Source organism: Clostridium sp. RTP31139st1_H3_RTP31139_211217 (assembly GCF_040227035.1).
Lineage (GTDB): Bacteria > Bacillota > Clostridia > Clostridiales > Clostridiaceae > Clostridium > Clostridium saudiense.
The window spans coordinates 42,866-57,953 of the sequence record NZ_JBCOAB010000016.1 but is presented as its reverse complement, the minus strand read 5'-3'; the positions used below and the strand labels follow the sequence as shown (position 1 = coordinate 57,953).

Sequence of the window (15,088 nt, the reverse complement as noted above, 5' to 3'; positions counted from 1 at the left end):
AAAAATAATTTATGAAGTGTTCTAAATATTACATTTAGTTAATTAAATCGTGTAAAAGCAAAGTTGTTTTGATATAATTATTCTATACAGAATTATATAAGTTCAGAGTTAGTAAAGTTATATCATAAGATTAAATAAAGCAGAAGTTTTTGGAGGTATTATATGAGATTCATTATAGTAACAGGTTTATCAGGTGCAGGTAAATCAGAAGCTACAAAAAGTTTAGAGGATATGGGATATTTTTGTGTAGATAATTTACCACCAACATTAATTACAAAATTCGCAGAAGTTTGTTCACAAAGTAACGGTAAAATTGATAAAGTTGCATTAGTAATAGATATAAGAGGTGGAGTATTCTTTAATGATTTATTCCAAAGTTTAAGAGAACTAGAAAAAGATCAATTTAAGTATGAAATACTATTTTTAGATGCAACTGATGAAGTTTTAGTAAAGAGATTTAAAGAAAAGAGAAGAAGCCATCCATTATCAGGTGGAGGAAGAGTTATAACTGGAATAGAGTTAGAAAGAGAAAAATTAAGAGAGGTTAAGGATAAAGCAGATATCATTATAGATACATCAAAATATAAAATTGGAGATTTAAGAGAAGAAATGACTAAGTATTTTGGTGATGAAACTCTTCCAGAAAAGCAAATGTCTATTACAGTATTAAGTTTTGGATTTAAATATGGTATACCTGTTGATTCTGATTTAGTTTTTGATGTTAGATTTATACCAAATCCATTCTATATACCGGAATTAAAGCCTTTCTCAGGATTAGATACTCCAGTTAAAGACTATGTTTTAGAACAAGATGAAACAAAGAACTTTTTATATAAGCTAACTGATATGTTAGAATTTTTAATTCCTAATTATAAAAAAGAAGGAAAGAGACAGCTTATTATATCAATAGGATGTACAGGGGGAAGACATAGATCAGTTGCTATTGCAAATGAAATTTACAAGAATTTACATGAAAAAAATTATGATGTTTATATAGAACATAGAGATATTAAGGAAGATGTTCATAAAGGGGATAAAAAACTATGATAATGGAGTTTTTGATGAAGCCTGGTATAAAAATTAAACGATGGATTTTTTTAGGCTTTATTGGTATGGTTTTATCGGTAGTAGGGTTTATTGAAATTTTTTCACAGGTAGGAGAAAGTATAGCATTTAAAGTTTTATACTTATTTCTAAGCTTAATAGGACTTTTAATTATGTATATAGCTTTATCAGAATTTATAAAGTCGTTTATTGCATTAATAAATAATGAAAAAATTAAAATAACTATAACTGATAAAAATATTGAGGATTTAGTTGATGAAAAGAGAGTTCATGTAGGAGGACCAAAGATTGTTGTTATAGGTGGGGGAACAGGTTTATCAACAATGCTGAGAGGACTTAAATTATATACTAATAATATAACGGCAATAGTAACAGTTGGTGATGATGGGGGAGGCTCAGGAAAACTTAGAGCTGACCTTGGAATGCTTCCACCAGGGGATATAAGAAACTGTATTTTAGCTTTAGCTGATACTGAGCCAATAATGGAGGATTTACTTCAATATAGATTTACAGAAGGAACTTTAAAGGGACAAAGTTTTGGTAATTTATTTTTAGCTGCCATGGATGGGATAAGCGATAACTTTGAAGCGGCAGTTCAAAAAATGAGTTCAGTACTTGCTGTAACAGGAAAAGTATTACCAGTTACTTTAGATGATATGAAGTTGATTGCAGAACTTGAAAATGGAAATATTGTAGAGGGTGAATCTATAATACCTGATGAAGTTATTAAACAAAAAAGTAAAATAAAAAACTTAAAGATTGAACCTGAAAAGGCAAAGCCTTTATTAGATGCATTAATGGCTATAAGCGAGGCAGATGCAATAGTCATGGGGCCGGGAAGTTTGTATACAAGCATAATTCCAAATCTTTTAGTAGAGGATATTGCAGAGTGTATAAATAAAAGTGATGCAATTAAAATTTATATTTCTAACGTAATGACTCAACCAGGGGAAACTGATGATTTTACTGTTTCTGATCATATAAAAACGTTAATGAAGTATAGTGGTAAAAATAGTGTTGAATATGTTATTGCAAATAATGGGACAATTCCTAAGGATATAGAGGAAAGATATTTAAGTGAAGGTTCTAAATTAGTTGAGCTAGATTATGATAATATAAAGGACTTAGGTGTTAAGGTAGTAGAAACAGATTTGGTTAAAATAACTAAGGGATATGTAAAACATGATTCAGAATATTTGGCACAAGTATTGATGACAACTGTTCTTGATAAAAAGCTATTATATGATAAAAAGAAGATAATGGAGTATATGTACGTTTCTAAAAAAATTAAAAATAATAAAGAAAAATAGAGGATATTGCATAGGCAATATCCTCTATTTTTCTTTAAAGTAATTTTCCATTATTATATTATGACACAGTAGGAACAGTTTATGATATAATGTGTTATATATTTATAGTTAGTTAGGAGAAAGAATTTATGTCGTTTTCAGCGAAAGTAAAAGGAGAAATATGCAGATATACTGATATATCGAAAGAGGAAGCATTAGCAGAGCTTTCAGCAATAATGAAAGGTAGTGGAACTATAGGATTTAGTGGAAAAGGTCTTAGCTTTAGAATTACAACAGAAAATCCAGCTTCAGCAAGACATATATTCACTTTGCTAAAGGAACACTTTGATATACATTCTAAATTAATGGTTAAAAAGAGTAACTCATTAAAGAAGAACAATATCTACATGGTTTTAATAGAAGAAGATATGGGGGTTAGGGACTTACTTCAAGAAACAGGGATTTTCAAGGAAATAGATGGAGTACTAACTATTGATTATAAAATTGATCCTGAAATGGTAAAGACTGAAGAGTATAAGAAAGCTTATATTAGAGGAGCTTTTATTGGTGGGGGAAGTGTAACTAATCCTGAAAAGACATATCATTTAGAGTTTGTAACTCATAGTGAAGAATATGCAATTGATTTATGTAAACTAATTAATTCCTTTGGATTAAACTCAAAGGTTATTCAAAGAAAAAATAGTTTTATAATATATATTAAAGAAGGTGAGCAAATAGTTGACCTTTTAAACATAGTAGGAGCTCATACTTCATTACTTGAATTAGAAAATATAAGAATAATGAAGGAAATGAGAAACAACGTAAATAGACTTGTAAACTGTGAAACAGCTAATTTGAGTAAAACAGTTAATGCAGCAGTAAGACAGGTTGAAAGTATTAAGCTTATTCAAAATAGTATTGGACTTCAAAGATTGCCTAAAAATCTTCAAGAAGTTGCAGAACTTAGATTAAGCTATCCAGATGAATCGCTAAAAGAGCTAGGAGAAATGCTAGATCCGCCAGTTGGTAAGTCTGGAATTAATCATAGGCTAAGAAAAATAGAAAAAATAGCAGAAGAAATTAGAAGTGGAAACTATTAGTTAGTTAATAGTTAATATATAAATCATTTGGGGATTTATACAATAGACTATTAACTCTTAATTAAAAACTTTTAACTAATTCAAACGGGGGTGTTTTATTGGAAAATAAAAAGTTCTGTCATCTCCACTTACATACTGAGTATAGTTTACTTGATAGTTCGGCTAAAATTAAAAAGGTTATTAGCAGAGCTAAGGAACTAGGTATGGAAAGTATAGCAATTACTGACCATGGTGTAATGTATGGTTGTGTAGCTTTTTATAAAGAAGCTATAGCACAAGGAATTAAACCTATTCTTGGTTGTGAGGTTTACGTAGCAAGTAAATCAATGGATATTAAAATTAATGATAAGGATAATGGTACATATCACTTAGTTTTATTAGTAAAAAATCAAGTTGGATATGAAAATTTAATGAAAATAGTATCAGCTGCTTCAATTGATGGTTTTTACTATAAGCCAAGGGTTGACCATGATTTTTTAAGAGAGCATAGTGAAGGTTTAATTGCTTTAAGTGCTTGTCTTGGTGGAGAAGTACAAAAAAATTTATTAAGAGATGATTATGAAAAAGCTAAAGAAGTTGCTTTGATGTATAAGGACATATTTAAAGATGGATTTTATTTAGAAATTCAGGATCATGGAATGGAGGAGCAAAGAAAGGTTACAGAAGGTAATATTAAGTTAGCTAGAGAAACTGGAATTCCTTTAATTGCAACTAATGATGTCCATTATATTAAACAAGAGGATTCTAAGGCTCATGATATCCTTATGTGTATTCAAACAGGTAAAACTGTTGAAGATGTAAATAGAAGAAGATATCCTTCGGATCAGTTCTATTTGAAATCACCAGAAGAAATGTGGAATATGTTTTCTTATGTTCCAGAGGCATTAGAAAATACAATTAAAATTGCAGATGAATGTAATTTTGATTATGAATTCCATGTATCTAAGTTACCTAATTTCCCAGTTCCTGAGGAATATAAAACTCACTTTGATTATCTTGAAGAGGTGTGTTTTGAAGGTCTTGTTGAAAGATATGATGTCTTTGAACAATTTAGGAATAAGTTAATTAATGTTCAAGATGTAAAGGAATTTGCTGAAACTAATGAGGAAGCAAAGACTTATGTTGATAGGCTTAGTTATGAGCTTGGTGTAATTAATCAAATGGGATATGTTGATTATTTCTTGATTACCTGGGACTTTATTAAGTATTCAAATGATCATGGAATACCAACGGGACCAGGAAGGGGATCGGCAGCAGGCTCTATAGTTGCTTATACTCTGGGAATAACAAAAATTAATCCGATAAAGTATAGCTTGCTCTTTGAAAGATTTTTAAATCCGGAAAGAGTTAGTATGCCAGATTAGAAATAAGTTTATACTAAGAATATATTAAATTCTTAGGAGTGTAGAAATTTGAAGCGATATGAGTTGGATAAGTATAAGTTTGAAATTATAAATTTATATATTGATCAAAAATTATCATGTAGTAAAATTGCAGATAAACTTGGATGTAGTTTATGTGGTATATATGATGCGTTAAAAAGATGGAAAGTTAGTACTAGAAATTTAAGGGATAGTCATTTAGTTTATTCAGTGAATGATGATTATTTTTCTGAAATAGATATTGAAGAAAAGGCATATTGGTTAGGGTTTATTTATGCAGATGGATATGTAACTGGAAGTAAATTGGGAATAGCAATAGCTAATTTAGATAGGATGCATTTAGAAAAATTCAAGAAATGTATAGGTTCAGATTATAAAATTAAATCGTATGTATCTAACTCGGTTTATGGTAGTTGTAAATATTGTAGAATATTAATAAATAGCGAAAAATTAGTTAAAGATATAATGATGAGAAAAATAACTATTATATAAGTTATGGTGGGCGTCTAAAAACATTCAATATAATGAGTTATTTATATGATAATTCTACAATTTATCTAGATAGAAAATATATCAAATATATAAATTTAAAATCTACATTTTAACTTAATAGTCGTGTATATTAGAAATAATATACTTAAAGAGCCTCGAATTGCTTGAAAGCCCTTAGAGCTATTGATACTACAACGTAAAGATGAAATAAGCTTAAACGTGAATGTTGAAAAATTAATAGATTGGGTAATAAGCAGCGAAGTCCTGAAGAGGGAAACGTTCAACGACTAGTCCAAGGGGACGTAGCTATGTTTATGAAACATAGCGAAGTGGGGCAGCCCAAACCGTATAAAGGTCGGTGGGTGAAGATATAGTCTATACCCACTACAAAAGTAGTGTTTAAGTATCTCGAAAGAGAGGGTAGTAATAGATAGATTCGGATTTTTGTTATGAAAGAAGACAGGAAGTAATAGATTATGTTGTTGAAAAGTATGGAGTTAAAAATGTATCACAGATAATTACTTTTGGTACAATGGCGGCTAGATTGTGTTTAAGAGACGTAGGAAGAGCTATGAACTACTCTTATGCAGAAGTAGATAGAATAGCTAAAATGATTCCTACAATGCTTGGAATAACAATAGAAAAGGCATTAGATTTAAATCCAGAGCTTAAGGCTGCATATGAGACAGAAAATAGAGTAAAAACATTAATTGATGTTAGTAAAACTCTAGAAGGGTTACCAAGGCATTCGTCAACGCATGCAGCTGGGGTGGTTATAGCATCGAAGCCATTGGTTGAATATGTACCACTTCAAAGAAATGATGAAATGATAGTAACTCAATTTGATATGACAACATTAGAAGAGCTAGGACTTCTAAAGATGGATTTCCTTGGTTTAAGAACTTTAACAGTTATGAGTGATGCTGTTAAGATGATTAAAGAAAATCGAGGAATAGATATTGATTTAGATAAAATAGATTTTGAAGATAAAAATGTATATAACATGATTGGTGAAGGAAAAACAGCTGGTGTATTCCAATTAGAATCTCCAGGAATGACATCATTCATGAAGGAACTTAAGCCAGACTGCTTAGAAGATATCATAGCTGGTATATCTTTATATAGACCAGGTCCTATGGCTGAGATTCCGAGATATATAGAAGGTAAAAGAAATAAAGACAGTGTGCATTATGAGACACCAGAACTTGAAAGTATACTGGATGTCACATATGGGGTAATGGTATATCAAGGTGCGAAACGTTCTACAAATACAAAAACTATAGAAATGTAGTATAAAATTGTAGGGATAAATATTTATCTAACTTATCATTTGATATTAAAGGTGAAATACCTTTTAAGAACTAATTAAGGTAGTTCTTCCCTAATACTACGACATGCATATTTAGTTCAACATGAATATGTATGAAGCTCGTTGAAGTCGGTGAAAATCAGACCTGGGAAGTGGTTAGAGAAGTAATCGGGGGTCTATAAAATTAATATGGCTACGAAAGAAATTCTCGTTTGAAGAATCGTTAACCATTAAAGTACGAAGAGAAAGTATTTAGATTCAAGTGTAATTTAAGTATTCTTGGTTATTTAAATTATAATTATTAAAAAATAATTGCTTTTAGCTTACCTTAAGATAGCAAAAAGGCACTTGACGGTTCATAGAGAAGGCCTAAGTTAATATGTAAAGATAGAATGATAGGAACGTTTGAACTTATTCAGTAAATGTTAAGGATGTTGAAATCCGATGGTACTAGTGAATAGGAAATGATTCACAAAGAATAAGGGCAGCAGCCTGTAGTAGTGATGAAGTAAAGTAATTTTTATGGAGCGAAGGGGCATAGTTAGTTAAGCAAATGTATATTCTCTAATTGTTTGGAAAATAATACAATTAGAGGTTGTCTAAGTGAAATATAGTGTTGAAACAAAAAAGAAAGCAATAGAATATTATTTAGTTGGTTATTCAGCTCAAAAAGTAGCTTGTCTCATAGGAGCAAATGAAGCAACTATTAGAAAATGGATAAATGAAGCAAAAATGAAATGTGGGAAAAATCCAAGTTATTATGTGAGTTTGACATCAAGGCATATGTGTGAAAGTCTTAGTAATTATGGGATTGTACCTCAAAAAACAGGATTTGAAATTTTTCCAGATAATATACCTAAAGTATATATTAGAGATTTCATAAGAGGAGTTTTTGATGGAGATGGAATAACAGATATAAGGAGATTTAGGAGTGGGTTTGTTGGGAGTAATAATCTAGTAAATAGAATTCTAGTTGAGTTAAATAGATGTGATTTGAGCATATTTAATACTAAAAGTAAAAATATATGTTACTTCTTAGGTGGAAAAAAGTTTTCAAGAGAACTATTTGAATATATGTATAATGATTCAACACTATATCTTAAAAGAAAATACGAGAGAATGAAATACATTTGTAATAATTAATGGAACGCCGTATGCGATGAAAGTCGCATGTACGGTGTGAAGTGGGGGAAAACAAAACCTGACCGTTAAGACGAAGGTAGAGTTACCTATCACTATAACAAGTTATGCAGATTGTTAGAGATCTAGGTGGATACTCACTTGGAAGAAGTGATATGGTTAGAAGAGCCATGTCAAAGAAAAAGCACAGTGTAATGGAGCAAGAAAGAAAGAATTTTATATATGGAATAGTAGATGAAAATGGTAATGTAGAAGTACCAGGTTGTCTGAGAAATGGCATAAGTGAAAAAGCGGCAAATGAAATTTTCGACCAGATGATGGACTTTGCTTCGTATGCATTCTATAAGAAAGTTAATGATTATTATGTATAATTTACCTATAATTTAGAAATTATATTCATAGAGGTGAATATAAGTTTGTTTAAAAATTATAGAGAACTTAATGGTTATGATAAATACAAAATAGTAAATTATTATTATAAAAATAAAGGCGTCTGTATAGGAGATATTTCAAAAAATTTAAATGTATCAGATAGAGCTGTAAGACGTGTTTTAAAAGAAGAAGGTATAAATACTAGATTAAAAAATAGATATGTTTTAGATGAATGTTATTTTGCTTGTATTGATACAGAAGCTAAAGCATATATATTAGGATTTATTTATGCTGATGGATTTGTTGGAGATGAAAATCATAATAATATAGTAGTATCTATAAATGATTTAGAGATACTAGAGTTTATGGCTAATGAGCTTCAATTTACTGGAGATATTAGGCGTACCAAGAAGGGTGGTTTTGAAAATTCTAAAGAAGGATATTCATTATTTAACTATTTGTATGATAAATCAACTATAAAGTTAGAAAGAAAATATAATAAGTGGAACGAAATAAAGAGTGCCTTTACAGTAGGAGCTGTAAAGCAAATAGGGTGAATTGCGGGAAAGACCTTAGAGCCTTAAATACTAACCTAATATAGTAATATGATTAGGGGCTTAGAGTAATTATCTAAGGTATAGTAAAAAGTTTAAGGATTGGTTAATCCGCAGCCAAGTCTCCTAGAAATAGGTTAAAGGTTCAGAGACTAGATAAAATAGCCTAAGTAAATTTTATATGGTGAAATATCCACGAGTGCCCTATATCCTAAAGTGATTAGGATAATGATATAGTCCGATCTTTATAGAAATATGAAGTATAAAGCATAAAAGCTTTATAATAACATTAATGTTAATAAATCACATGCAGCAGCCTATGCAGTAATAGGCTATCAGACAGCATACTTAATGCATTACTATCCAGTAGAAACCATAGCAGCAATGGTTAATTCTGTTATGGGAACAAGTGAAAAAGTAGCACATTATACAAAATTTGCAGAAAGCTTAGGTATACAAGTGTTACCTCCAAATATAAACGAAAGCTATTCAAAGTTTACTGTAAAAGGAAACAGTATAAGATTTGGTCTTGCAGCAATAAAAAATGTTGGGGTAAATGTTGTTGATGGAATAGTTGAGGCTAGAAAAAGCAAAGGTAACTTTGAGTCTTTAGTTGATTTCATTAGCAAGATAGATTTATCAACAATAAATAAAAGGGCTGTAGAAAGCTTAATAAAAGCAGGTGCATTTGATGAGTTTAAAATATATAGATCAAAATTACTAGCTGTTTATGAAAAAGTAATGGATAGCATATATAATGAGAAAAAGAGAAATATAGATGGGCAAATTAGTCTTTTTGGTATAGCAGATGAGAGTATAAAAGAGCCTGAAGTAAAATATCCAGACATAAAAGAATTTGCAAAAAATAATTTATTATCAATGGAAAAGGAAATGACAGGGCTTTATATATCAGGTCACCCTTTAGATGAATATGAAAAAAGTTTAAAGGTGATGACATCTACTACAATTGAAACTATATTCCAATCATATGAAGCTATTATGGATGGATTAGGTGATGATGATCACTTAATTCAAGATAATCAAAGAGTAATATTGGGAGGAATATTAGCAGAGGTAAATCAAAAAGTAACTAGAAATAATTCAATAATGGCTTTCTTAAAGCTAGAAGATTTAACTGGAGTTATTGAAGTAGTTGTTTTTCCTAAAACATTAGATAAAGTTAGAAACTTAATTAATTTAGATTCAATGGTAGTTATTAATGGTAGAGTGAATATAAAAGAAGATGAAGAACCAAAACTTATTTGTGAAAGTATAGAACCTTTAGAGAAAGTAAACAGTGATAAAGTATATATAAGGGTTGATGATTTGCAAATGGCTAAGGCAATGAAACAAAAGCTAATTGACGTAGTTTCTGAATATAAAGGTGATTCTGCCTTGTATGTATTTACTGCCAATGATAGAAAAAATTATAGAATGCCACGAGATATGTGGGTTGATTTAAATAGTGAAGTAGTATTTGAATTAAAAAAAGTTTTTGGAGATTCAAATGTTAAAGTTGTAGAGTAAAATTGTTAAAAAAATATTATCTTGATTCAAAAATTTTGAGCAAGATAATATTTTTTTTGAAAATTTGTAACATTTCACAAATAAAATAAGATAATAAAAGTTTTTCAATATAAATTTCAACTAAAAATAACCAAAACTACCCTGTGAAGTATGTTAATTATATAACAAAGATTGATAATAATTTCTATTTTCTAATGAAAAATAATAAAAAAAGTGTTAATATGAAATATGTGTAAAGATACAAAAATAAAAAAATGTTTATATAATTTTAATTGATTAAGGGCAAAATAAACAGGTAATAATGTAAATAAACGATAAAATTAGACATAAGAATATTTATTTTAGTTGCAATAAGAAGAGATTACAAGTAAAATAAAAAAGGTGGTAAAAAGTTTAACAATAAAAGAATAATAAGGAATATTTCAAAGTGTGTGGACATGCAGAGTCCTTAGTAGTTTCGAGGAGGAATATTTTATGAAAAAAATAGCTGTTTTAACAAGTGGTGGAGATGCTCCAGGAATGAACGCTGCAATAAGAGCGGTAGTAAGAACTGCAATACATAATGGTATTGAAGTTATGGGAGTACAAAGAGGATATGCTGGATTAATAAATGGTGAGTTATTCCCAATGAATAGATCATCTGTTTCAGATATAATTCAAAGAGGCGGTACTATTTTAAGAACTGCTAGATGTTTAGAATTCAAACAAGAAGAAGTAAGAAAAGAAGCGGTACAAATTCTTGCTGATAATGGTGTAGAAGCTTTAGTAGTTATCGGTGGAGATGGATCTTTCACTGGTGCTAAGTTATTATCAAAATTAGGAGTAAAAACTATAGGTTTACCTGGTACAATCGATAATGATTTAACTTACACTGATTACACAATAGGATTTGATACGGCATTAAATACTGTAGTTGATGCTATAGATAAAATAAGAGATACATCAACTTCTCACGAAAGAGTTTCTATCGTAGAAGTTATGGGTAGAAATTGTGGAGATATTGCTCTTCACACAGGTGTAGCTTGTGGAGCTGAATACATCATTACACCAGAAAAAGGATATGATAAAGATGAATTATGCAAAGTTATCTTAGAAGGTAAGAAAGCTGGAAAAATGCATAACTTAGTTTTACTTGCTGAAGGTGTTGGTGGAGCTTCTGAATTAGCTAAATATATTGAAGCTCAAACTGGAATTGAAACAAGAGCAACTGTATTAGGACACATCCAAAGAGGTGGAGCTCCAAGTGCTTTTGATAGAGTATTAGCTTCAAGAATGGGTTCAAAAGCAATTGAACTTTTAATGGAAGGTAAAACTTCAAAAGTTGTTGGTATAAAGAACAATCAAATCTTTGACCAAGATATAGATGAAGCTTTAGCTTTAAACAGAACATTTGATGAAAAATTATATGAAATTTCAGAAGAGATTTCTAAATAATTTAATTAATATTGCCAATATTTTATTTTAAAATACATTAAATTAGAGATTAAAAGGAGAGTTTTAAATGAGAAAGACTAAAATCATTTGCACTATCGGTCCAGCTAGTGAAAACCCAGAAATATTATCACAAATAATTGAAGCAGGAATGAACGTTTCAAGACATAACTTCTCTCATGGAGATCACGAAGAACATGCAGCAAGAATTAACTTAGTTAAAGAATTAGCTAAGAAGTACAACAAAGAAATCGCTGTTATGTTAGATACAAAAGGACCAGAAATAAGAACTGGTAAATTTGAACCTAAGAAAGTTGAATTACAAGCAGGGGCTAAATTCACTGTACATGCAGGTGGAGACGTGGTTGGTAACACTGAAGAGTGTTCAGTAACATATGCTGGATTAGCTAATGATGTTAAACCAGGAGACACTATCCTTATCGATGACGGTTTAGTAGGATTAACAGTTGAATCAATCGAAGGAAACAAAATCCACTGTACAGTTCAAAACACTGGATTTGTTGCAACTCACAAAGGAGTTAACGTTCCTGGAGTTTCAATTAAGTTACCAGCTTTAACTGAAAAAGATATAGCTGACTTAAAATTCGGTTGTGAAATCGGAGTAAATGCTGTAGCTGCTTCATTCATAAGAAAAGCTTCAGACGTTGAAACAATCAGACAAATATTAAATGAAAATGGTGGAGAACACATCCAAATCATCTCTAAGATCGAAAACCAAGAAGGTGTTGATAACATAGATTCAATATTAGCAGTTTCTGACGGATTAATGGTTGCTAGAGGAGACCTAGGAGTTGAAATTCCATTTGAAAAGTTACCAGCTGTTCAAAAGATGATGATCGAAAAATGTAACGCTGCTGGAAAGCCAGTTGTAACTGCAACTCAAATGTTAGATTCTATGATGAGAAACCCAAGACCAACAAGAGCAGAAGTTTCTGACGTAGCTAATGCTATATTAGATGGAACAGATGCAATCATGTTATCTGGGGAATCAGCTAACGGAGATTGGCCAGTAGAATCAGTTCAAACAATGGCTAAAATAGCTGTTGAAGCTGAAACTAAATTAAACTATGAAACAGCTGTTTCAACAGCTAAATCTCACATTCCAGCTGTATCAGGAGTTATTTCAAGAGCTGCTTGCAATGCTGCTAACGAATTAAACGCTGCTGCAATAGTTTCTTCAACTAAGAGTGGAGCAACTGCAAGAAGAATTTCTCAATGCAGACCAGAATGCCCAATCGTAGCTGTAACTCCATGTGAAAAAGTTGCTAAGAGCTTAGCATTCTGCTTCGGAGTTTACCCAGTAGTTGCTGAAGACCAAAATTCAACAGATGCTATGATGGCTAACGCTACTAAGATAGCAGTTGAAAATGGATTTGCTAAAGCTGGAGACACAGTTGTAATAGCTGCTGGATTAGATCAAGTTGGATCAACTAACCTTTTAAAAGTAAGTGTAGTAGAATAATTTAACATAAAATAAGAAGTGTAAATTTGCACTTCTTATTTTTTTGTTCTTTATAAAGTATTATCAAAGAAAATTTTATTATTTAAGTTATTCTAGAAAGAAAAAATGCATAAAATTATTCATAAGCAAATATAAAATGCTTAAAAACTGCAAGATATCATATCAAAAATACTATTTTTTATAAAAAGTTAACAAAAAGTTTACAAATAGACTTGATAAATTAGGGTATAATTGATAATATCAGAGTAAGTTCGAAAGAATTAAAATGGTAAAGGCAACTGATTTCATTATTTGGCACCGAAAGGTGTCTTTTTTTTACATAAAAAAGATATGGTATGTTTATTACATTAGTAGTTTGGTATATAATATTAATAGTTTGTTAGAATAACATAAGAAGATTGATAGGTGATAGATTTGATAGAAAAAAATAAGGAATATATACTTGATATTATTTCACAAGGATATGAAGGAGAAGGAATAGCAAAAGTAAATGATACTTTTCCTGTATTTGTAGAAGGCGCATTAAAAGGAGAAAGAGTTAATGCAAGGATAGTAAAAGTTAAAAAGAATTTTGCATATGGTAAATTAGTAGACATAATAGAGCCATCATCAGAAAGATGTGAAGCAAAGTGTAACATACATAAAAGATGTGGAGGATGCAAATTACAGCATTCTACATATAATGAACAATTGAATTTCAAATTTGAAAGAGTTAAGGATTGTATAAGTAAAATAGGCAAACTTGATGAAGGAATAGTAAAATTCCCACTAGGTATGAAAGAACCTTGGAGATATAGAAATAAAGTTCAATTACCTATTGGAATGGTAAATGGAGAATTAAAAATAGGATTCTTTGCACCAAGAAGTCATGAAATAATAGATATGGAAACATGCTTGATTCAAGATGAGGTTGCAGATAAAGTAGTACAATTGACTAGAGAATGGATTAAAAAGAATAATATAAAACCATATAATGTTGATGGAAAGTATGATGAAAGTGGAATACTTAGACATGTAATGATTAGACGTGGTTTTAAAACTGATGAAGTAATGGTTGTATTAGTTACTAATGGAGCTAAGTTACCAAACAAAGATGAATTTATAAAATTAATGGTGGATAATATACCAGGAATTAAAAGTATAGTTCAAAATATTAACTCTAAGCCTACAAATGTAATATTAGGGCAAGAGTGTATAACATTATGGGGAGAGCCTACTATAAGTGATTATATAGGTGATTTCAAATTTAATATTTCACCATTATCATTCTTCCAAGTCAATCCTATTCAAACAGAGGTGTTATATGGTAAGGCTCTTGAATATGCAGAATTAAGTGGAGATGAAACTGTATTTGATGCATATTGTGGAACGGGAACAATTACTTTATTCTTATCACAAAAGGCTAAGAAGGTTTATGGAGTAGAAATTATTCCACAAGCTATTGAAAATGCTAATATAAATGCAAAAGAAAATAATGTTGATAATGTTGAATTCTTTGTTGGTGAATCAGAAATTGTTATACCAGATTTAATTAACAAAGGAATAAAGGCTGATGTTGTGGTTGTAGACCCACCTAGAAAAGGTTGTGATGTTAAACTATTAAATGCCATAACAAATATAAATGCAGAAAGAATAGTATATGTAAGTTGTGATCCAAGTACTTTAGCAAGAGATTTAGCTATATTAGAGGAAAATGGATATAAAACTACAACTGTTCAACCAGTAGATATGTTCCCACATACAGCTCATATTGAGAACGTAGCTTTACTTATCAAGGAACGATAGTGACGAAGAGAAGTATTTAGCACGTTCCATGCAAGGGATTTCAAAGAGTGACTAAAAGGAAGGATTTGCTCATCCTACTGCTGAGAACGTAGCTTTACTTATCAAGGAACGATAGTGACGAAGAGAAGTATTTAGCACGTTCCATGCAAGGGATTTCAA

The 15,088-nt window shown here is 30.3% G+C and carries 9 protein-coding genes and 4 pseudogenes; all 13 read left to right on the top strand.

The window, feature by feature from the left end; genetic code table 11:
- Positions 1-162 precede the first annotated feature (162 nt).
- The 13 genes and pseudogenes from rapZ to rlmD all read left to right on the top strand — a co-directional run bounded on the left by rapZ (position 163) and on the right by rlmD (position 14,929).
- A complete protein-coding gene (rapZ, locus tag ABUA17_RS08890; protein ID WP_042397654.1) occupies positions 163-1,047 on the top strand; it encodes an RNase adapter RapZ in 885 nt (294 codons plus the stop codon).
- Entirely contained in the window at positions 1,044-2,375 is a 1,332-nt protein-coding gene (gene mgfK, locus ABUA17_RS08885; protein WP_042397651.1) for a gluconeogenesis morphogenetic factor MgfK, read from the top strand. Before rapZ ends, mgfK begins: the two co-directional genes overlap by 4 nt.
- 128 nt (positions 2,376-2,503) lie before the next feature.
- Complete coding sequence (gene whiA / locus ABUA17_RS08880; protein WP_042397649.1) at positions 2,504-3,454, top strand: DNA-binding protein WhiA; 951 nt, start codon at positions 2,504-2,506, stop codon at positions 3,452-3,454.
- Positions 3,455-3,552: 98 nt separating this feature from the next.
- Positions 3,553-4,815 (top strand): annotated as a pseudogene (dnaE, locus tag ABUA17_RS08875) (DNA polymerase III subunit alpha); the annotation flags it as partial.
- Positions 4,816-4,866: 51 nt separating this feature from the next.
- A complete protein-coding gene (locus tag ABUA17_RS08870) occupies positions 4,867-5,328 on the top strand; it encodes a helix-turn-helix domain-containing protein (protein ID WP_052330646.1) in 462 nt (153 codons plus the stop codon).
- 430 nt (positions 5,329-5,758) lie between these two features.
- Positions 5,759-6,577 (top strand): annotated as a pseudogene (locus tag ABUA17_RS08865) (DNA polymerase III subunit alpha); the annotation flags it as partial.
- A gap of 663 nt (positions 6,578-7,240) precedes the next feature.
- Positions 7,241-7,780, top strand: coding sequence for a helix-turn-helix domain-containing protein (locus ABUA17_RS08860; protein WP_055275249.1), 540 nt, complete (start codon positions 7,241-7,243; stop codon positions 7,778-7,780).
- 98 nt (positions 7,781-7,878) lie between these two features.
- Positions 7,879-8,124 (top strand): annotated as a pseudogene (locus ABUA17_RS08855) (hypothetical protein); the annotation flags it as partial.
- A gap of 69 nt (positions 8,125-8,193) precedes the next feature.
- Positions 8,194-8,706, top strand: a complete 513-nt coding sequence (locus ABUA17_RS08850) for a hypothetical protein (protein WP_195952437.1) — start codon at positions 8,194-8,196, stop codon at positions 8,704-8,706.
- A gap of 294 nt (positions 8,707-9,000) precedes the next feature.
- A pseudogene (locus tag ABUA17_RS08845) lies at positions 9,001-10,230 on the top strand (helix-hairpin-helix domain-containing protein); the annotation flags it as partial.
- Positions 10,231-10,704: 474 nt separating this feature from the next.
- Positions 10,705-11,664 carry a 6-phosphofructokinase gene (gene pfkA / locus ABUA17_RS08840; protein WP_042397640.1) on the top strand — a complete coding sequence of 320 codons (960 nt, stop codon included), beginning with the start codon at positions 10,705-10,707 and terminating at the stop codon, positions 11,662-11,664.
- Positions 11,665-11,731: 67 nt separating this feature from the next.
- The gene (pyk, locus tag ABUA17_RS08835) at positions 11,732-13,144 is read left to right on the top strand and encodes a pyruvate kinase (protein ID WP_055275256.1); all 1,413 of its coding nucleotides are present in this window, start codon (positions 11,732-11,734) and stop codon (positions 13,142-13,144) included.
- Positions 13,145-13,558: 414 nt separating this feature from the next.
- A complete protein-coding gene (gene rlmD, locus ABUA17_RS08830; protein ID WP_055291573.1) occupies positions 13,559-14,929 on the top strand; it encodes a 23S rRNA (uracil(1939)-C(5))-methyltransferase RlmD in 1,371 nt (456 codons plus the stop codon).
- Positions 14,930-15,088 lie beyond the last annotated feature (159 nt).